Raw genomic sequence first — 20,158 nt, forward strand, 5'->3', positions numbered from 1 at the left:
GGTTTCTTCATGACAGCACGTTTCGCCCGCCTTCGCATCGCCGGGTTCAAAAGCTTTGCCGACCCGGCCTCCATCGAAATCCTGCCGGGCCTGACGGGAATTGTCGGGCCGAATGGCTGTGGCAAATCGAACGTGGTGGAGGCCCTGCGCTGGACCATGGGGGAAACCTCCGCGCGGTCCCTGCGCGGGGGCGAAATGGATGACCTGATTTTCGCAGGCACCGCCGCACGCCCCGCGCGCAACACGGCCGAGGTCACATTGTCACTGGAAGGTACGGCGGATGTCGCCCCGCCCCCGTTCCAGGGACAGGATGAACTGCAGGTCGTGCGACGCGCAGAACGCGGCGCGGGTAGCGGATATCGCATCAATGGCAAGTCCATGCGCGCACGCGACGTGCAGACCCTGTTCGCCGATCTGGCGTCGGGGGCGCGGTCATCCGCAATGGTCAGTCAGGGGCGTGTCTCTGCTCTGGTCAACGCACGTCCCGAGGAACGACGCAGCATCCTGGAGGAAGCGGCAGGCATTACCGGCCTGCATGGACGGCGGCATGAAGCAGAACTGAAATTACGCGCAACCGAGGCCAACCTCGAACGTGCAGAGGATCTCCGCCTTCAGCTTGAGGCGCGATTGGGCGACCTGCAGGCACAGGCAACGCAGGCGGCCCGGTACCGTGAACTGTCGCAGGGGTTACGCGAAAGCGAAGTGACGTTGCTGGCGCTGCTGCATGCCCGCGCACGCAACGCGGTGGCGCAGGCCCGCGAAAACCTCCACACCACGCGTCACGCGCTGCTTGCGGCGGAACAGGCGGCAGAAGACGCGACCATTGCACAGTTCGAGGCGACACAGGCCCTGCCCGGTTTGCGCACGCAGGCCGACACCCAGCGCAGCCAGCTTGAACGGCATCGCGTGATGGCGGAAAATATCGCGGCAGAGGTCGCGCGCGCCAATGCCGCCGTGGCAGAGGCGCAGGCCCGCCTTGAACAATGCCAGCAGGACCATGAAGCCGCCCTTGCGCGACAGGGGGATGCCCGGACCATGCTGGAACGTCTGGAGGCGGAGCGCGCAGAGGCGCAGGCTGCCCTTGACGCCCTGCCGGGACGTCAGGCGCAGGCCCGCGACGAGCTTGCCACCTTACAGACGCAGGTGCGCGAACAGGCCGGGGCCCTGGAGCAGGCCAGTGTGGCCGCACGCGAAGCGCAGTTGCGCTTTGCCCAGATGGAAGAGGCCCGCATCGCGGCAAGTGAACGTCAGGCCCACCTGCAGGCCCGGCATGACGAGATCACGGCGGAGGTTACGCGCCTGCGCACGGAAATGCCCGGCACGGAGGCGCTTGCGGCACTTGACCACGTTGTGGAGGCCGCGACACAGGCCGCGCATGATGCCCGCGTTGAACTGGAAACCGCGACACAGCTTCAATCGGATTGCGTGCTCAAGGCGAATATCGCACGCAACGAGGCCACGCAAACCCGCCGACAGCATGAACAGGCCGCCCAGGAACTGGCCCAGGCAGCCGCACGGCTGGAAACCCTGCACCGTGACCATGCCGCTCTGGCCCAGCGGGAGGTTGAGGCGCGCGAACTGCTGGTGGCGCAGGACCATCTGGAACAGTTGCGCGACAGTGTCGCAACGGCTGAGGCCGCCTTTGTCGCCGCGCGTGAGGCACTGGAACGCGCCGAAATCGTCCGTACCGAACTGACCGCAAAGGAAATGGAAGTCCGCGCCCGGGTCGAACAGGCCGCATCGCGACGTGGCGCGTTGGAACAGGCGACACGTGCCGCACGTTCCGCCTGTGCGCGGGCGGCCGCACAACTGGCGTCGCTGGTGGAAGAAACGGCACGGATCGAGCAAAATGCCCTTCCACCGGGTAAGCTGGATGGCGCCATCGCAGCCCGCAAGGCCGCAGAACAGGCCCATGCCAGCGCCGAAGACGACCTGCGGACAGCGGAACAGCAGATTGCCCAATGCCGCACACACAGCGAAACACAGGCACGACGCCTGAACGAACTTAGCGCCACCGTAACCGGCATGGAGGCCGAAGCGGACGGCCTGGCCAAGGCTCTTGCGGCGGATGGGGAGGTTCAGGACGGCGATGCCCCGGATATCGCCACGCTGTTACATATTCCCGAAGGGCTGGAAACGGCCCTTGCCGTAGTGCTGTCAGAAGGGCTGGAGGCATCGGTTTCATCCGCGGCGGCACGGCAGTGGCGTGACCTGCCCGTGCTGGAGGCACCGGCCTTTCCCGATGGGGACATCCGCCCCCTGTCCGGCCTGATTAACGCGCCCGGCGCATTGGCGCGTGTGCTGGCATTTGCCGGGCTGCTTGATGACGGGGCTGATGGGGACAGCCTGCAACGCCAGCTTGCGCCGGGGCAGTGCCTTGTGACACGTGACGGGGCATTGTGGCGGTGGGATGGCTATCGGCTTGCCGGGAACCTGCCCAGTCGCGCGGCCCTGAAGCTGCGCCAGATCAATCGGCTGCGCGATATTCGCGCGGAACTCGACCGTCTGCGGGCGGAGGTCCCGGAACGCAGGCAGGCTGCCGATGATGCGCGCATCGCGCTGGAAGCAGCCACGACAGCCATGAAGGAAACCCGCGTCCGGCGCACCGGTGTTGAGGAGCAGCTTGGCTTGCTGCGGCGGCAGGAGGCGGAACTCGGGCGGCAGGATGCGGCGGTGCGCACGCGCCTTGATACGATTGCCGTGCAACTTGAGGCGGCGCGCGCCGCCGATGCCGAGGCACGGCAGACGCTGGAAACCGCACAGCAGGAAGAAGCCGCAGAACCGGCCGCCGCCCTGTTGCAAGCCGAGCTTGAACGCGCATCGGCGGCGGCACTCGTGGCGCGGCAGGACGAAGGACAGGCGCGGCAGGCCCGGCAGGCGGCGCAGGTGGCGCATGACGCAGCGCAGCGCAGCCTGAATGAAGCCACCAATCGCCAGGGCGAGGCAGAGACACGCCTTCAGGCAATCATGCCCGCCCTCGCCCGTATGGCGCAGGATCTTGCGCAGGCCCAGCAGGACCATGAACGCGCACAGGCATATCAGGCTTCGCTCCCTCCCGCAGAGCAGGCTACGGCCACGCTTGATATGGCGGAACAGGCTGCAAAAGCGGCGGCGCAACGACTGTCCACCGCGCAGGACAATCGCGGCGCGACGCAGGCGACCCTTGATGAGGCGACACAGACCCGGACCGAGGCCGGAAACCGCCAGCACGAAATACGCAGTATCCTTGATGCGCAGGAACCGCGCCTTGACGACATCAGGCGCGAACTCGCCACCGTTTCCGAAAACTGCGCACGGATTGTCACGGAGCAGGCGGCCCTGCCGGACCCCGAACTTCTGGCCCGGGACCTTGAGGCCCTGCGCGAAAACCATGCCGCAACGCGGGGGATGGAACAGGAGGTACGTGACCTGCTCGGGCGGATCGATAACGAGCATGAGGCACTGACCCAACGCATTGCCGGGGCACTTGCCGCCATGGGGGAATGGCGCGACCGCGTTGAGGGGACACAGCGCGATGTGGACGCGACCCACGACCGCCTGCGGATCGCCCACGAAGACCATGGGCGCATCGCCCTGCAACCCGAAGAGATCACATCACGCAGCGAGGCCATTTCCACCGACCTGTCCGCAGCGGAAGGACGCTACAACCAATCGGCCGAAGCCCTGAAAACGGCGGAAACCACACTGTCCACGGCGCAGGATGCACGCGAAAAGGCGGATGCCGCAATGATCCGCATGCGTGAGGACGTCCTGCGTGCCGAAGGCAAGCAGGAGCAGGCCGAAGCCATCCTTGCGCAGTTGATGGCGGAATCACAGCCGCCCGCCGGTATCGTGCCAACGGACCTGAGCGAGGCAGCCGAGGCCGGGTTACGCCGCAAGGTCGGCCGTCTGGCCCGCCAGCGTGAAGAACTTGGCCCTGTAAACCTGCGTGCGGAAATCGAAGCCAATGAGGCGGGAGAGCAGATCAACACGATCATGACCGAACGCACGGAGCTTGAATCCGCCATTGCCCGGTTGCGTGGGACGATCGGCAATCTCAACCGCGAGGGCCGGGAACGGCTGATGGCGGTCTTTTCACAGATCGACCAGCATTTCCAATCGCTGTTCACGCGGATGTTCAATGGCGGGCGCGCCCATCTGGGCATGGTCGGCAATGACGATCCCCTGCAGGCCGGGCTGGAAATCTATGCCCAGCCGCCCGGCAAGAAGCTGGCCACCCTGTCGCTACTGTCGGGGGGGGAGCAGGCATTGACGGCGCTGTCGCTGATTTTTGCGGTATTCAGGTGCAATCCCGCCCCGATCTGCGTGCTGGACGAAGTTGATGCACCGCTGGATGATGCCAATGTCGGCCGGTTCTGTGCCCTGCTGGGCGATATGGTGGCAGAGGCCGGGACACGGTTCCTGGTTGTCACCCATCATCAGTTGACGATGGCGCATATGGACCGGCTGTATGGCGTGACCATGCAGGAACGCGGGGTCAGCCGTGTGCTTTCGATCGACCTTGAACGTGCCTCTGCCATGGTGGCGCAGGACAGAATGCACCCCACGGATGCGACATCGCCCTGAGGGGGGCCAGCCGGGTAGCCAGCAAACAGAGCGCACTTCGATGGATGGCCAGCCCGCGCCATAAAGACACGGGCTGGCTGTAGGCAGGGTCAGGACGGGAGCATGGAACCCGTTTCAATGAAGCGCTGGTGCCATGACAGGGCTTCGGTCAGCAGATGCGGCGACTGCTGCCCGAACGACCCGGCACGGGCGCGCTTGTAGTAATCCTGGAGCATCGGACGGTAGTCAGGATGCGCACAGTTGGCGATGATGACTTCGGCGCGCTGCTTGGGTGACAGGCCGCGCAGGTCAGCCAGCCCCTGTTCCGTTACCAGAACCTGCGAATCCTGCGTGATGTGATCGACATGCGACGCCATCGGCACGATGGCCGAAATCTTGCCCCCCTTGGCGGTCGAGGGCGTCATGAAGACGGAAATATAGGCATTACGGGCGAAATCGCCCGAACCGCCAATGCCGTTCTGGATCTTCGACCCCATGATCTGCGTCGAATTGACGTTCCCATAGATGTCGGATTCGATCAGGCCGTTCATGGCAATACAGCCAAGGCGACGGATCAGGCCGGGATGGTTGCTGATGTCCTGCGGACGCAGGATGATCTTCTTCTGGAATTCCCGCATGCGGGAATTCAGCGATTCCGCGGCTTCGGGGCTGAGCGAGAATGCTGTGGCCGAGGCGACGCGCATCTTTCCCGATTCCAGCATGCCCAGCATGCCGTCCTGAATCACCTCGGTAAACGCGGTCAGGTTTTCGAATGGCCCTTCCTCCAGGCCACCCATCACGGCATTGGCGACATTGCCCACGCCGGACTGCAACGGCAGCAACGACGACGGCAGGCGGCCACGGGCGACTTCGTGGCGGAAGAACTCCATCAGGTGTCCGGCGATGGCCTTGGCCGACGCGTCTGGCGGGCTGAACGGGGCGTTGCGGTCGGGCGCATGGGTTTCGACGATGGCCACGATCTTGGCGGGGTCCACACGCAACGACGTCTCCCCGATGCGGTCATCGGGACGAAGCAGGGGGATGGGCTGGCGGTGCGGCGGCAGCGCGGTGCCGGTCCAGATGTCGTGCATCCCCTCAAGCGCGCTGTCCTGCCAGCTATTGACCTCGATGATGACCTGCTTGGCCGTGTCGAGCCACGTCTTGGAATTCCCGACGGAAGAGGACGGAACGATGCTGCCGTCTTCGCGGATGGCGGTGGCTTCGATCACGGCGGTGTCGATATCGCCAAAGAAGCCAGCCCAGGCCATCGGCGCGACATGGCTGAGATGCATGTCGAGATATTCGGTTTCGCCCTTGTTGATACGCGCACGCAAGGCCGGGTCGGAGTTGTAGGGCATGCGAAAGGCAATGCCGTTGACCTTGGCCAGCGCGCCATCAAGTTCCGGCCCGGTGGAAGCCCCGGTCAGCAGGCGGATACGGAAATCGCGCCCCTTGGCATGCTCGCTTTCCATCAGGGCGGCCAGCGCTTCGGGGACCGCCTTGGGGTAGCCTGCGCCGGTAAAGCCACTGGTGCCAACCGTCATGCCGGGCTTGATGAACGATGCGGCCTGTTCCGCTGTCGTGATCTTGGCCCGGAGCGCCGCATTCCGGATTCGGGTGTGGTCGATCATGAACTTTCCCTCAAAGTCTTTTTTGTGTGCGCCAGCGCATGTATTGCACCGGGCCGGTTATCCTTGGTGATGGCCCCGACACGGTGCGGGACGTTGCCTGCCCCCATTCCGCGCGAACCACCTGATGCGCAATTTCCGTATGTCGCCCGTTTTCCCGGTCGACCCGTGCCGTGACGCTTTGGCCGTGAGGCTTTATCCCCTTACAGGATTGCTACGGTTCAGGCGAACGGGGGAATGCGCATCGTTTTCCCTCCTGACATCTGTTCTCCGTCTCGGGGCGGGCGTCACAACAAAAGCATGTGACAGTTGCGTCCTACATGCATCGTTGCCTTCACGATTGCTCTAGTGAAGGGAGCATAAACGATAATTGCAACCTTCTCATGCGTTTTTTGCATGACTTGGGGGTCTGAAGCATTATCTATTGTCGATACGCAACATCGTGGAGACGTCGAGACAAGCCATCCCTGTGTTTGCGGATAGTGCAAGGATTGTTATCCTGATGGATAAGGGCCCCTGCGTGCGCACGCCTGGCGCATCTGCTTTGATATGGTTCGGTCAGGAAGTGGCGATGGGCCATCATTCATGTTTCAGGGAGAGGACTTTCGTTTGAGACGTCGATTACCCTCCCATCCCCCATATGCCTTTTCGGGCGACGCCGTACATCGCGCAGGCTTTCCCCTCCATGTGCCGCCGTCTGCAGCAATGGGGACAGACCCGATGGGAATGCCCCGATATGCGCCGACGCCGGATAATGACGCCATTGCCCGGATGATCGGCGGGCGTCGCATACGTATCGTGGGCGATGTGCATGGGGACCTGCATGCCTTCCGCCATGCGGCGGCCACGGACCGGTTCCTGATACAGTTGGGCGATCTGGTGGATTACGGCCCCGACAGCGTGGGGACGTTCCGGTTGATGCAGCAACTGATCGACGAACGGCGTGGGCTGTTCGTGCTGGGCAACCATGACCGCAAGCTTGCGCGCGCCCTGCATGGCCGCAAGATGCGACGCGACCCGCCACTGATGGAAACCCTGGCGCAGTTTCTTGCCCCCGAAAACGAAGACGTACGGACACGCGCGATTGAAGACCTGTCGATGGCACCCGCATGGATCGTGCTGGGGAAATATGTCTTCGTGCATGGGGGGTTTCATGTACGTATGCTTGACGAAGTTCCGCCCCCCGGCCTTGGCACGGTTACGCCCCTGCTGTCGCGCGCACTGTTTGGGGAAACAACCGGCCGGATACAAAAAGACGGGTATCCCGAACGGCGCCTGAACTGGGTGGATCACATTCCTGCCGGCTATACCGTCTATTGCGGCCATGACCGGCGTTCGACCGATGGACGGCCATGGGTACGAACCGGTCGCGCCGGTGGCACGGCGATCTTTACGGATACGGGTGCGGGCAAGGGCGGCCATCTGGCGTGGATCGACCTGCCCGGACTTGACCTGCCGGGGACCGACCCCGCTGTTCACGCAATGTGAATGTGACGCGATCACGCCTGCCGCCGATCCTGATGACCCCTGTCATACAGACCTGCTTTTACTGGGAGCCCTGACCTACATGAATGAAACACCCGTGACCGCCGTGCCGGACGAAGCGCGCGATGCACTTTTGGAACTGCGCCGCAGCATCGACAACATTGATGCGGCGCTGGTTTACCTGCTGGCGGAACGGTTTCGCCATACGCAGGCCGTGGGCCGCCTGAAGGCACGTTACCAGATGCCCCCTGCCGACACGACGCGTGAAGCCCAGCAGGTGGAGCGTCTGCGCGCATTGGCCCGCAGCGCAAACCTGGACCCCGATTTCGCGGAAAAATTCCTTGCCTTCATTATCAAGGAAGTCATCCGGCATCACGAGGCCATCGCCCGTCACGCCGATGACAGGCCGCAATCCTGAAATCCCCCACGATGTCCGATCCTGATGATGGCTGGCGGCAGTCCCCGCAGCGGCTGGTTCTGATGCGCCATGCGCAGGCTGCGCCCGTGCCCTTTGGCGACTTTGGCATGGATGCCGATATCCAGCGCCCCCTGACGGCACAGGGACGCCTGTCGGCCCGGCAGCGGGGCCATGACCTGCAGGCAATGGGGTTCGTGCCCGATCTTGCCCTGATCAGCCCATCGTTACGCACATGTGAGACGTGGGCGGCAATGGGATCATTTTTCGGAGATCATGCCCCCGATGTCCAACATGTGAACGCACTTTATGAAACCTCTGCGGACCGTATCCTTGAGGTGCTGTGCGAGGTAGATGAAAAATACCGTAATATCATTGTGTTATCCCACAATCCGGGCATCGGTAACCTGGTCATGGACCTTGCGGGGCGCGATGCTTCGGGCAATCTGCCCCCTGCCCTGTCACTGGGCTTCCCCCCTGCGGCAATGGCGTGCTTTTTCAGCGTAATTCCGTGGAATAATAACCAGAATCATGAAATGAGCCTGTATCGCGCCCTCTGTGACTGATGTCCGCCGGGCATGGCTGCCCCGGATTGCCATGGATGCCATTTCGTCCTTATCTCGGTTTCAACGCCCATCATGATCCGCACTGGACGGGTGGGCACATAAAACGTGGGCAGGCACGAAACTGTCGCCAGAACGACAGGCTGTCCCGAGGTTGGAGACACGTTTCGCCATACCGCAACAGCGACGGCGGACGACCAGGAGGAAGTGTTTGATGAGCGAGTCAGGAAAAACCGCGACTATCTCGCTAGGCGAAAAGAGTGCGGCGCTGCCGGTTCTGTCTGGCACGTTGGGGCCGGATGTCGTCGATATCCGCAAGCTGCCTGCACAGACGGGTGTATTCACCTTCGATCCCGGCTATGGCGAGACGGCATCGTGCACCAGCAAGATCACGTTTATCGATGGTGAAAAGGGCATCCTGCTGCACCGTGGGTATCCCATCGCACAACTGGCGGAAAAAGCCACATTCATGGAGGTTGCCTACCTCCTCCTGAATGGCGAGCTGCCGGACCAGAAGGCGTATGACACCTTCGTGACGGATATCAAGCATCATACCCTGCTGCATGAACAGATCCGCAATTTCTTTAACGGGTTCCGTCGCGACGCGCACCCGATGGCGATCCTGTGCGGCACGGTGGGCGCGCTTTCATCCTTCTATCACGACGGGATCGACATCTCGAACGCGGCCAGCCGTAACCTGTCGGCCATGCGCATCATCGCCAAGATCCCGACCATCGCGGCATGGGCCTATCGTTATACGCAGGGGGATGCCTTCATCTATCCGCGTAACGACCTGTCCTATGCGGAAAATTTCCTGTCCATGATGTTCGCGGTTCCCAGCGAGCAGTACAAGATCAATCCTGTACTGGCCCGCGCCATGGACCGTATCCTGATCCTGCATGCGGATCATGAACAAAATGCCTCGACCTCCACGGTGCGCCTTGCCGGTTCCACGGGGGCCAACCCGTTTGCCTGCATCTCTGCCGGGATCGCGGCGCTGTGGGGACCTGCGCATGGCGGCGCGAACGAAGCCGTGCTGAAGATGCTGGCCTCCATCGGGCATAAGGATAACATTCCCGACTTCATCGCCAAGGTAAAGGACAAGAGTAGCGGCGTGCGCCTGATGGGCTTTGGCCATCGTGTGTACAAGAACTTCGATCCCCGCGCCAAGATCATGCAGGCCACCTGCCATGAAGTCCTGAGCGAACTGGGCATCAAGGACGACCCGCTGCTGGATCTGGCCATCGAGCTCGAAAAAATCGCGATCAGCGACGAATATTTCGTCAAGCGCAGCCTGTATCCGAATGTCGATTTCTATTCGGGCATCATCCTCAAGGCCATGGGCATCCCGACCAGCATGTTCACCGTGCTGTTTGCCGTGGCGCGCACCACCGGCTGGATCAGCCAGTGGAAGGAAATGATCGAAGAACCGGGCCAGCGTATCGGCCGCCCGCGTCAGCTTTATGTGGGTTCGCCGGAACGCGATTTCACCCCCATTTCCGAACGTTCCTGATCCCCTGCCCTTTCCCGGCCCACGGGCCGGGGAAAACAGGTCACACCAATGAAAACGGGCCTCTTCCACCCATGTGGAAGAGGCCCGTTGCATATAATTATATGTATGTGTGCATTGCCTTGTCCGGGTGATACGTCACCACCCGGATGCGTCAATCCTCAAGCACACTCACAGCCCGTCGTCGGACCGGGACGATGATGGACGACATGGTGGTCAATCCATTCGGACACCAGACGCCGCGCTTCGTTTAACGATGCCTCGGGGTGATGGATGCGATACAGCGTCGTGCAGGCATGGAAGGCGGACACATCCGTCGTCCCCACCTGACGCAGTTCCTGGTACGCGGTAACAACGGCCCGTTCGCAGTTGCGAACGATATGGCTTGTTTCAGAACCCACGATAAGACACCACCCGAAAATGATAATTATTATTAACTTGGCGGAAGTGTAATCTATAACCTGCCTGGGAATCAAGAAAACACTTGTCACCATTTCGCAAAATCATATCTGTCCACGGAATTCATACCAGCATGACGGAATGTTTCGCCCATCCGCTCTAATTATGGATTTTCCGCGCTTTTCCCGGTAAGCGTCTTTTCAACATTTCATATCCACAATCTGGAGGCAGGGTAGATGCACGACGCAACAGGAAATGGCGCTGGCCTTTCAACCGGTTCAACCGCATGGGATCGGGATGCCGCGCTGACGACCGCGCGTCTTCTGCTGGAAATCAAGGCCGTCAATTTCCGCCCGGATGAACCTTACACCCTGACCTCTGGCTGGAAATCGCCTGTTTACATTGACTGCCGCCGGATCATCTTCTTCCCCCGCGCGCGACAGAAGATCATGGAACTGGGGGTGGAAAAAATCGGCCGCCATGTCGGTTATGAAAGCATTGACGCCGTGGTTGGCGGGGAAACGGCGGGTATTCCCTTTGCCGCGTGGATTGCCGACCGGATGATGGCGCCGATGGCCTATGTCCGCAAAAAGCCCAAGGGCTTTGGCCGCAATGCCCAGATCGAGGGCGATGTGCCCGAAAACATGCGCACGCTGCTGGTGGAGGACCTGACGACGGATGGTTCGTCCAAGGTGCAGTTTGCACAGGCCCTGCGCGATGCAGGGGCTATCGTGGACCATACGTTCGTCGTGTTTTTTTATGGCGTGTTTCCCGGCGCATACCAGACACTGGCGGACATGAACATCACGCTGCATGCACTGTGCACATGGTGGGATATCCTCGAGGCCTGCGCGGGCAAGCCCTATTTCTCTGAAAAAGATGCAAACGAAGTCCGCCGCTTCCTTGAAAACCCCTGCGCATGGTCGGCCAAGCATGGCGGCGTCGCCAGCGCGGAAGAAGCCCTGACGCGCAAGCTCACGGCGGATAAGGCGTCCTGAACCCATGGTGTGACGGGACGTGCGGATTCTTGCATTTGATTCAGGTATCGGCGGCCTGGGAATCGTGCGCTGCCTCAGGACGGACCTTCCGGGGGCACGCATCGACTACCTCGCCGATACGGCCGTTTTTCCCTATGGGGAACAGGCTGATGATTTTCTGGTAACACGCATCCTTACCCTTGTCGGGCAGGCCATCGCACGGTTGCGACCGGACCTGGTGGTCATCGCCTGCAACACCGCCAGTACCCTTGCCCTTGATGCCCTGCGCGCGCGCCATAGGCTCCCTTTCGTGGGATGTGTACCCCCGATTAAATGGGCGGCCGACCTGACGCAAAGTGGAACCATCGGCCTGCTGGCAACACGTGCGACACTGACGCGCCCTTATCTGAGCAACCTGCGAAACAGGTTCGCCCCGGGTTGCACCCTCATCACCTATGGCGCGCGCAACCTTGCGGACCTGTCCGAACTGGCCTTTCGGGGGCGCCCCGTTCCCGAAAGGGCCATAAGGATGGAAATGGATGGGCTGTTTTCACAGCCCGGGGGCGACGCCATTGATGTCGTGGGATTGGGCTGCACCCATTATACGTTCCTGCTGGATCGCTTTCAGCGGCTGGGGCGGCCCGGCCTGCGCTGGATTGATCCGGCGCAGGCGGTCTCACGACAGGCAACACGTCTTGCCCATAACCTCGGCACGGTTGCCGCAAAAGGACCGTATCAGCCGGGGCATGCATTCTTTACCGCATTGCCGCAGGATATGGGGGCTTTGCTCCCCGGATTGCGTCACATGGGATATGACGCAGCCTATCCCTTTATGGGAGAGGACCACCAGAACGCGCAGGACACCTGCATAAGATAACAGGCCGCGCATTGTGGTACTTCTGAAAACAAGAAAAGTTTCTGGGGGCCGCCTTTTTTCAAAAAGGCGGCGTCTTTCGAAGCTTTTTAGAAAAAGCTTCACCAAAAACTTTTATCTTTTCAGTGTATTACCGGGTCTGTTTTTACAAACCACCTTTTAGCGCAGGCGGCTGACGGTATAGGACGCGGTATCCTGCAACAACTGCTTCAGGCGGGAATGCGGGAAGATATCCAATGCCTGCGACGCGGCCTCCGCATAGCGTGTGGCATGATCGAGCGTAATGCCAATGGCATTGGTCCGCGCAATCAGTTCCAGCGCATGGTCGAGATCATCCGGCGTCTGCTCGCTTTCCTCAATGACGCGACGCCAGAAAACGCGGTCTTTTTCATCCCCTGCGTTATAGGCCGTCAGTACGGGCAGGGTGATCTTGCCTTCGCGGAAGTCATCGCCGATCGTTTTGCCCAGCGTGGCCTGATCCGCCGCATAATCCAGCGCATCATCGACAAGCTGGAACGCCATGCCGAGGTTGGTGCCATAGGAATCGAGGGCTTCTTCCACCTTCAACGGCTGATCGGCAACAACGGCCCCCACCCGGCAGGCCGCCGCGAAAAGGGCGGCGGTCTTGCCATGGATCACTTCGAGATATTTCTCGATACTGGTCGAAAGGTCGTTCTGCGTGGACATCTGCAGCACCTCCCCTTCCGCAATGGTCGCGGAGGCAGAGGACAGGATGTTCATCACCTTGAGCGAGCCATCATCGGTCATGAGCTGAAACGAACGGGCAAACAGGAAATCACCCACCAGCACCGATGCCTTGTTACCGAAGATGGCATTGGCACTGGCCAATCCCCGCCGCAGGGTGCTTTCGTCCACGACATCATCATGCAGCAACGTTGCGGTGTGGATGAACTCCACACATGCCGCAAGCGCGACATGGCGCTGATGCGTGGCGTCGGGTTCATACCCGCACAACCGCGCCGACGCCAGTGTCAGCAACGGACGCAGCCGTTTTCCCCCCGCCGCGACAAGGTGCGCCGCCAGTTGAGGGATCAGCGCGACCGGACTGTCCATGCGTTCAACGATTGCGCGATTGCATGCCGCCATGTCATCGGCGAGATATTCAGCCAGGTCGCGCAAGGCAACCTCAGATCCGTCTGCCATCGGGCGTCGAGCCCCTTTGTCTTTCTGACTTGCCGTTTTATCGGATTCCGGCAGACTAACTGCAAGGCCCAAAAGGTTATTCTCCCGGTTCCGAAGGTTCAATGTATCAGAGTATATGAGGGGCACCGGAAAGGCGGTCAAGCCAGAGGACGATACCGAATGCTGAATGCGCACGTATGACGGCGGTCTCGCGCATGGATACACTGCCCCCCATGACGTTGGGAACGCTCCTTGATGGGCGTGTCCGCTATCGTCAATTTTGCGATGGATACCGGACAGGACTGGAACCTGTCCTGATGGCCGCGTGCGTGCCTGCACGCGCCGGGCAATATGTACTCGAAGGGGGATGCGGCGCGGGCGCGGGGCTTTTGTGCCTTGCGGCACGGGTGCCGGGTGTGCGCGGGATCGGGCTGGAATGCGATTCCCATACTGTCGCCCTTGGTCAGGTGAATGTTGGCGATAACGGATTCGACACGATTCGTATCCTGCAGGCCACCTTGCCGGCGATGCCTGATGACCCGTATCTGAGCGGACCGGGCGTGCGGCGTATCGACCATGCCTTTGCCAATCCGCCGTGGCATGACCATGCCAGCACCCCCTCCCCCCTGTCGCGTCGGGACAGGGCGCGCCGCCTGCCGCGCGCGGGCCTTGCACACTGGGTCGGCAGCCTGTCGGCACAGTTGCGTCACCATGGAACCCTGACACTTGCGGTGCCTGCCACATTGCTCGATCACGCAATCAGCAGCATGGGCGACAGCCATCTGGGGGATATTACGGTCTTCCCCTGCTGGCCCCGGCAGGGCGTTGCGGCAAAGATCGTGCTGATACGGGGACGCATGGGATCACGCACCCCTGCGCGACTTCTGCCTGGCATTGTGCTGCATCATGCGGATGGCACCTTCACGCAGGCCGCCCATGCCGTCCTGCGTGAAGGCCAGCCGCTCCTCGACTAATCTAAACTCCAACACATTATAAAAATTTTACTGACCACCGCATCCCGGAACCAAGGCGGCAGATTTTGAATCCAAACCAGATCCCCTGAAAACTTCTATTATTACAGTCAGTTATGTGGCCCCTTGCAAGGAGCCACACAGGATCAGTCGAAGGCTTCGCCCCATGTTCCCTGCGTCGCCGCACGGCTATATTCGGTGGAACGGTTTTCAAAGAAATTGGCATGCTCGACCGCGTTGACCATCTCATCCACCCATGGCAGCGGATTGGTCGCAACATCATACAGCCCATCAAGGCCAAGCTGGCCCAGACGACGGTTGGCCACAAAGCGGATATAGCGTTTCACCTGCGCGGCATCGAGCCCTTCCACCGGCCCCATTTCAAATGACAGGTCGATAAAGGCATCCTCATGCTCCACAATATCGCGGCAGATCTGGCGGATGTCATCTTGCAGCTTCTGCGTCCAGATTTCCGGGTTTTCCTGCACAAAAACCCGAAACAGCCGCGCCATGGAGACACAATGCAGCGTTTCATCACGCACCGACCATGAGACAATCTGTCCCATGCCCTTGAGCTTGTTGAAGCGCGGGAAGTTCAGCAGGATCGCGAACGAGGCAAAAAGCTGCAATCCCTCGGTAAACGCACCGAATGCCGCAAGCGTACGGGCGATCTCGTATTTGTTCGAGACCGAGAATTCCTGCATGTAATCGTACTTATCCTTCATTTCCTTGTATTTCAGGAATGCGGAATATTCCGATTCAGGCATGCCGATCGTATCGAGCAGATGGCTATAGGCCGCGATATGGATCGTTTCGATATTGGAAAATGCCGACAGCATCATCAGCACTTCGGTCGGTTTGAAAACCTGACTGTAATGCTTCATGTAGCAGTTGTTCACTTCCACGTCCGACTGCGTGAAGAAGCGGAAAATCTGCGTCACGAGATGCCGTTCGCTTTCGGTCAGGCTGCGATGCCAATCCTTGACATCATCGGCAAGGGGCACCTCTTCGGGTAGCCAGTGTACCTGCTGCTGCGTCAACCAGGCATCATATGCCCAAGGATAGCGGAAGGGCTTGTAAACCGGGTTCGCGGTTAGCAGGTCAAAGTGCTGCTCGGTCCGGGTGTCCGGGCCAGATGATGTATCGCTCATGGTGCTCACCCTATTCGAAGCCAAACAGGACCGCCGCTTCTCCTGGCTCCTGCATGAACACAACAGGGGATGTGATATCCCCTGCGGCAGGCGCGCCTGCTCTGGCTGAGGCAGGACAGCCACGATCATATCCGGCTAATGATAAAAGTTTTTGATAAAGATTTTTTCAACACGCTTTGGCAGATGTCGCCTGTTGGAAGGCAGGCGACACCTGAAACGCCATATCGTTCTTTATGACGACGTCATTGCCAAACGTCCCCTTACTGACAGGCGAGGCATTCCTCGTAATCCGTCGAGGATGCAGGGGCCGCAGGGGGGATCGGTGGCAGGGCCTCGTCCGTTTCCTTTTGCATGATATCGTTCTTCACCTTGCCATCACTGACGGCATCAGCGCGCTGGACCGACAGGGAACGGCAGTAATACAGCGATTTCACGCCACGTTTCCACGCCATGTAATGGATCTGGTGCAGGTCGCGCTTGTGCACGTTGGCGGGCAGGAACAGGTTGATTGACTGTGCCTGGCAGATGAAGGGCGCGCGATCCGCCGCATGTTCGATCACCCAGCGCTGATCCAGTTCAAAGGCGGTTTTGAACACATCCTTTTCCTGCTGATCCAGGAAATCAAGATGCTGCACACTGCCCTTATTCAGGGTGATGGACGACCATACGTCATCCGTGTTGCGCCCCTTTTGCGTCAAAAGCCGGTCCAGATGGCGATTACGCACCGTAAAAGACCCTGAAAGCGTCTTTTGCAGGAACACATTGGCCGCGATTGGTTCGATACCGGGGCTTGCATTGCCTGCGATAATGGAAATCGATGCCGTCGGCGCAATCGCCATCTTGTTCGAAAACCGCTCCATAACGCCATATTCCGCGGCATCGGGACATGCGCCCAGCGACTGCGCCAGCTTATGGGACGCAGCGTCGGCCTGCTTGCGGATATGCTCGAAAATCCGCTTGTTCCACACCTTGGCAATCACGCTTTCGAACGGGATGTTCTTGGCCTGAAGGAAGCTGTGGAAGCCCATGACCCCCAACCCGACCGAACGTTCACGCGCGGCGGCGTATTTGGCGCGTTCCATGTCATCGGGGGCACGGTCGATAAAATCCTGCAACACCCGGTCGAGGAACAGCATAACGTCCTCGATGAACTGCGGATCATCCTTCCATTCATCCCAGGTTTCAAGGTTGAGCGACGACAGGCAGCACACCGCCGTACGTTCCTTGCCATGATGGTCCATGCCGGTGGGCAACGTGATTTCGGCACACAGGTTGGAGGTCTTGACCTCCAGCCCCGCCAGCTTGTGATGCTGGGGGCGCGCATTGTTCACGTGATCGGAATAGATGATGTACGGTTCGCCCTGCTCCATACGGGCGGTCAGGATGCGTATCCACAGCGACCGGGCCGACACCTTGCGGATGTGGCTGCCATCCTTGGGCGACAGCAATGCCCATTCCTCGTCCGCCGCCACGGCGCGCATGAACGCATCCGAAATCAGGATTCCATGATGGAGGTTGAGCGCCTTGCGGTTGGGATCACCACCGGTGGGGCGACGCAGTTCGATGAATTCCTCGATTTCAGGATGCCAGACCGGCAGATAGACCGCAGCCGACCCGCGACGCAGCGACCCCTGGCTGATGGCCAGCGTCAGGCTGTCCATAACGCGGATGAACGGAATGACGCCGGATGTCTTGCCATTGCGGCCGACATTCTCCCCGATCGAACGCAGGTTGCCCCAATAGGAACCGATCCCGCCGCCCTTTGAGGCCAGCCACACATTCTCGTTCCACAGATCGACAATACCGCGCAGGCTGTCATTGGCTTCGTTCAGGAAGCATGAAATCGGCAGGCCGCGCGTGGTGCCCCCGTTCGACAGCACAGGGGTGGCCGGCATGAACCAATGACGCGAGATATAGTCATACAGACGCTGCGCATGTCCTTCGTCCGCGCCGTAATACGACGCGACGCGGCCAAACAGGTCCTGATACCCCTCGCCGGGCAGAAGGTAGCGGTTATCGAGCGTCGCCTTGCCAAACGCCGTCAGCAGCGCATCGCGGCTGCGGTCAACACGGACGGAAAAGCCGTCTGGCAACTGGACGACGTCATCAAACATCTCGGGCATGGGGGCCGCATCCTTTCTGTGGATGGCATCGTGTTCGTCACTATATCCCTCGACCGTAGAACCGGAGATGCCATCCAGACTCATCCACTTAAACTCCATAAGCTGCCCGTGACGTGTCGCAGGATCGGGTGATCCTGTTCCTATGTGTCCGGTCATTGCTGCTATGGCGCTATATATGGACCAATCCGCGTCCTGATGCACTATATATATGGACGCAGTGGCCTTTTCCGACTCTTGGACAATCCGTCGTCAAGAGGAAAAAAGTTATTTTTCACTCCACTTTGGCAGGCAAAACCGCTCAACGTCCGGCGGGAATATCCAGGCTGTTCCCGTCTGCGTCATCCCATCGCCGCAGGCATTGTGCATCATGTTCGCGCGGCTGCACCCATTGGGTGCGACCATCGCTGAATTCCTCTTTTTTCCAAAAAGGCGCCCGGCTCTTGAGCCAGTCCATGACAAACTCCACAGCCTGAAACGCGGTGCCACGATGGGCCGCCGTGCAGATTACCAGTACGATCGGGGCCCCAACCCCAAGCCGTCCCACGCGATGGATGATGGTGCAGCCCGACAGCCCGAATCGCGTGGCCGCCGATTCGGCGATTCGCGTCATCATCGATTCGGTCATGCCGGGATAATGTTCCAGTTCCAGAGAGCGCAGCCCCCCATCCTCACGGACCATGCCGATGAACGACGCCATGGCCCCGACATCGGAATGTCCCGCCAGCAGGCTGGCGCTTTCATGGGTGGGATCAAATATTTCGGTCTGAACGCGGATATGGATGCGTGGCATGGCGCTGCTATCCCCCCGTGACCGGCGGGAAGAAGGCGATTTCGTCATCGGGCCCTATGCATGTATCCAGCGCTGCAAAGGACTGGTTCACCGCGACGCGCACCAGTTCGGGCTGTCCGAAGATTTCACCATATTCACCGCCCCGGTCATGCAACATCTGCACAAGGTCACTTACCCGCGTGACGCCGGACGGCAGGCTTATGGCTTCGCGGTCATGGCCCAGGCGGTCTCGTAGCCATGCGAAGTAGAGAATGTCCGGCATCCGCCCACCCTTTTGCTGCGTCAGGTTCTGGTATGCGTAGCGCTATATCAGGGATGCGGTTGCTCGACCACCGCGCCATCGGCATGGATCACGGTTTTGCCGCCATCGGCATGGGGAACGATGATATCCGCATTTTCCGCCATGGCATGGCTTCTTGCCGGATGGCCCTTGCCCTCGTGCCCGTCCTGTATCGTCGGCATGGCGGCGGGCAGGTCGGCCGGCAGATCGCCTGCATCCGCCTCACCGATGCTGAGCGATGCCCCGTCGAGCAGTTGTTGCGCGCCATCGGCGGAACGACGGACGAAATGCCCGGACTGTGCATGCACACGTCCCGAACTGATATCCGCCAGCGTGGGCATGGACTGTATCCTGGTGGGCCATATGTCCTGCCCCTGCGGCAGGATCGGGGGCTCCGCCACGGCATGCCCCATGGAACGACGCAGGTTTTCCGATTCCATCTTTGGCATGTTGGGCAGGCTGCCAGGCAGTTGCGTGTTATCGGCAAGAATGTCGCCAAACCCACCACACCCCGTCAGGCATAAGAGTAGTAGAAACGGGGCTTTCGGACGCATCGCATTCTCCCTGGTTCATGGCCGGCACAACCATAGGGAGAATTTGCCCGCATAATCTCACAACCACAAGTGGTATATGCGCCCGGCAGAACCGCCAGCAGAAAATTCAGGGGACGATATTACCTACCGACTGGTTGTTACGGGTGACATGCTGGATACCGGTGGAAAGATAATCCCACCCGGTCACCAGCGTCAGGGCCGCGGCAACCCACAGCATGATCGCCCCCAGCAGGTTGACCGGCAACCATGTGATATCCAGCAAGCTGGCGGTGCTGTCCCCCGCCAGCAGGAAACCGATGGCAGTCATCTGGAACCCGGTTTTCCATTTGGCAAGGCGCGTAACCGGCAGTCCCACCTTGGTCGTCGCCAGATATTCACGCAGGCCACTGACCAGTATCTCCCGCGAGAGGATGATGATCGCGGGATAGAGCGTCCAATAAGGAAGCCGCGCAAGCCCGGCCAGCACCATCAGGCACGCCCCCACCAGAAGCTTGTCAGCGATCGGGTCGAGCATGCGGCCAAGGTCGGAATTCTGGTGCCATGCGCGCGCCAGCTTGCCATCAAGGTAATCGGTAATCCCGGCCAGGATGAAGATGACGCATGCGGCGCAGTCCGTGCCGGGTGTACTGATGACAACCAGCAGCACAACGACCGGCACAGCAACAATCCGCGACAGGGTCAGGAGATTAGGCAGGTCAGTAAGCATGGTTCACCAGCTATATCCAAGGACAGCGCGAAACAAAAACATCT

Annotated in this window: 17 protein-coding genes; 8 read left to right on the top strand and 9 right to left on the bottom strand. The window is 60.4% G+C overall.

Going from position 1 to position 20,158, the window contains the following annotated elements; translation table 11 throughout:
* The first annotated feature begins 9 nt into the window (after positions 1–9).
* Positions 10–4,566 (top strand): AAA family ATPase, encoded by a 4,557-nt coding sequence (locus B7G66_RS03020; protein ID WP_003620347.1) that lies wholly within the window; start codon positions 10–12, stop codon positions 4,564–4,566.
* Between the two features lie 89 nt (positions 4,567–4,655).
* Here B7G66_RS03020 and B7G66_RS03025 read toward each other — a convergent pair whose 3' ends face one another.
* The gene (locus B7G66_RS03025; protein WP_003620348.1) at positions 4,656–6,176 is read right to left on the bottom strand and encodes an acetyl-CoA hydrolase/transferase family protein; all 1,521 of its coding nucleotides are present in this window, start codon (positions 6,174–6,176) and stop codon (positions 4,656–4,658) included.
* A 717-nt stretch (positions 6,177–6,893) separates the two neighbouring features.
* Between B7G66_RS03025 and B7G66_RS03030 the strand changes: the two genes are divergently transcribed.
* From B7G66_RS03030 to B7G66_RS03045, 4 genes are all read left to right on the top strand, one after another.
* Positions 6,894–7,661, top strand: a complete 768-nt coding sequence (locus B7G66_RS03030) for a metallophosphoesterase (protein WP_003620349.1) — start codon at positions 6,894–6,896, stop codon at positions 7,659–7,661.
* A gap of 79 nt (positions 7,662–7,740) precedes the next feature.
* Positions 7,741–8,076 (top strand): chorismate mutase, encoded by a 336-nt coding sequence (locus B7G66_RS03035; protein ID WP_040512008.1) that lies wholly within the window; start codon positions 7,741–7,743, stop codon positions 8,074–8,076.
* Between the two features lie 11 nt (positions 8,077–8,087).
* Entirely contained in the window at positions 8,088–8,639 is a 552-nt protein-coding gene (locus tag B7G66_RS03040; RefSeq protein ID WP_003620352.1) for a SixA phosphatase family protein, read from the top strand.
* Positions 8,640–8,850: 211 nt separating this feature from the next.
* Positions 8,851–10,149, top strand: a complete 1,299-nt coding sequence (locus B7G66_RS03045) for a citrate synthase (protein WP_003620353.1) — start codon at positions 8,851–8,853, stop codon at positions 10,147–10,149.
* Between the two features lie 158 nt (positions 10,150–10,307).
* Here the strand turns inward: B7G66_RS03045 and B7G66_RS03050 are convergent, their stop codons facing one another.
* Entirely contained in the window at positions 10,308–10,547 is a 240-nt protein-coding gene (locus tag B7G66_RS03050; RefSeq protein ID WP_040510847.1) for a hypothetical protein, read from the bottom strand.
* A 234-nt stretch (positions 10,548–10,781) separates the two neighbouring features.
* Between B7G66_RS03050 and B7G66_RS03055 the strand changes: the two genes are divergently transcribed.
* Positions 10,782–11,543, top strand: a complete 762-nt coding sequence (locus B7G66_RS03055; RefSeq protein ID WP_003620355.1) for an orotate phosphoribosyltransferase — start codon at positions 10,782–10,784, stop codon at positions 11,541–11,543.
* Between the two features lie 19 nt (positions 11,544–11,562).
* The gene (locus tag B7G66_RS03060; RefSeq protein ID WP_003620356.1) at positions 11,563–12,399 is read left to right on the top strand and encodes a glutamate racemase; all 837 of its coding nucleotides are present in this window, start codon (positions 11,563–11,565) and stop codon (positions 12,397–12,399) included.
* A 156-nt stretch (positions 12,400–12,555) separates the two neighbouring features.
* Here the strand turns inward: B7G66_RS03060 and B7G66_RS03065 are convergent, their stop codons facing one another.
* Positions 12,556–13,560, bottom strand: a complete 1,005-nt coding sequence (locus B7G66_RS03065) for a polyprenyl synthetase family protein (RefSeq protein WP_003620357.1) — start codon at positions 13,558–13,560, stop codon at positions 12,556–12,558.
* A gap of 194 nt (positions 13,561–13,754) precedes the next feature.
* Here B7G66_RS03065 and B7G66_RS03070 point away from each other — a divergent pair, with 194 nt between their 5' ends.
* Positions 13,755–14,513, top strand: a complete 759-nt coding sequence (locus B7G66_RS03070; protein ID WP_040512010.1) for a tRNA1(Val) (adenine(37)-N6)-methyltransferase — start codon at positions 13,755–13,757, stop codon at positions 14,511–14,513.
* 143 nt (positions 14,514–14,656) lie between these two features.
* On the opposite strand, the gene B7G66_RS03075 is transcribed toward B7G66_RS03070, so the two are convergent.
* The 6 genes from B7G66_RS03075 to pgsA form a co-directional block, all read right to left on the bottom strand.
* On the bottom strand, positions 14,657–15,661 hold the full coding sequence (locus B7G66_RS03075) for a ribonucleotide-diphosphate reductase subunit beta (RefSeq protein WP_003620359.1): 1,005 nt from the start codon (positions 15,659–15,661) through the stop codon (positions 14,657–14,659).
* 260 nt (positions 15,662–15,921) lie between these two features.
* Entirely contained in the window at positions 15,922–17,784 is a 1,863-nt protein-coding gene (locus B7G66_RS03080) for a ribonucleoside-diphosphate reductase subunit alpha (protein ID WP_003620361.1), read from the bottom strand.
* 298 nt (positions 17,785–18,082) lie between these two features.
* Positions 18,083–18,574: a molybdenum cofactor biosynthesis protein MoaE gene (locus tag B7G66_RS03085; protein ID WP_003620363.1), complete on the bottom strand. Its 492-nt coding sequence runs from the start codon at positions 18,572–18,574 to the stop codon at positions 18,083–18,085.
* Positions 18,575–18,581: 7 nt separating this feature from the next.
* Positions 18,582–18,836 carry a molybdopterin converting factor subunit 1 gene (gene moaD / locus B7G66_RS03090; RefSeq protein WP_003620365.1) on the bottom strand — a complete coding sequence of 85 codons (255 nt, stop codon included), beginning with the start codon at positions 18,834–18,836 and terminating at the stop codon, positions 18,582–18,584.
* A gap of 47 nt (positions 18,837–18,883) precedes the next feature.
* A complete protein-coding gene (locus B7G66_RS03095; RefSeq protein WP_003620367.1) occupies positions 18,884–19,408 on the bottom strand; it encodes a hypothetical protein in 525 nt (174 codons plus the stop codon).
* A 106-nt stretch (positions 19,409–19,514) separates the two neighbouring features.
* Positions 19,515–20,114, bottom strand: a complete 600-nt coding sequence (gene pgsA, locus B7G66_RS03100; RefSeq protein WP_003620370.1) for a CDP-diacylglycerol--glycerol-3-phosphate 3-phosphatidyltransferase — start codon at positions 20,112–20,114, stop codon at positions 19,515–19,517.
* Positions 20,115–20,158 lie beyond the last annotated feature (44 nt).

The organism is Novacetimonas hansenii JCM 7643, assembly GCF_000964405.1.
Classification (GTDB): domain Bacteria; phylum Pseudomonadota; class Alphaproteobacteria; order Acetobacterales; family Acetobacteraceae; genus Novacetimonas; species Novacetimonas hansenii.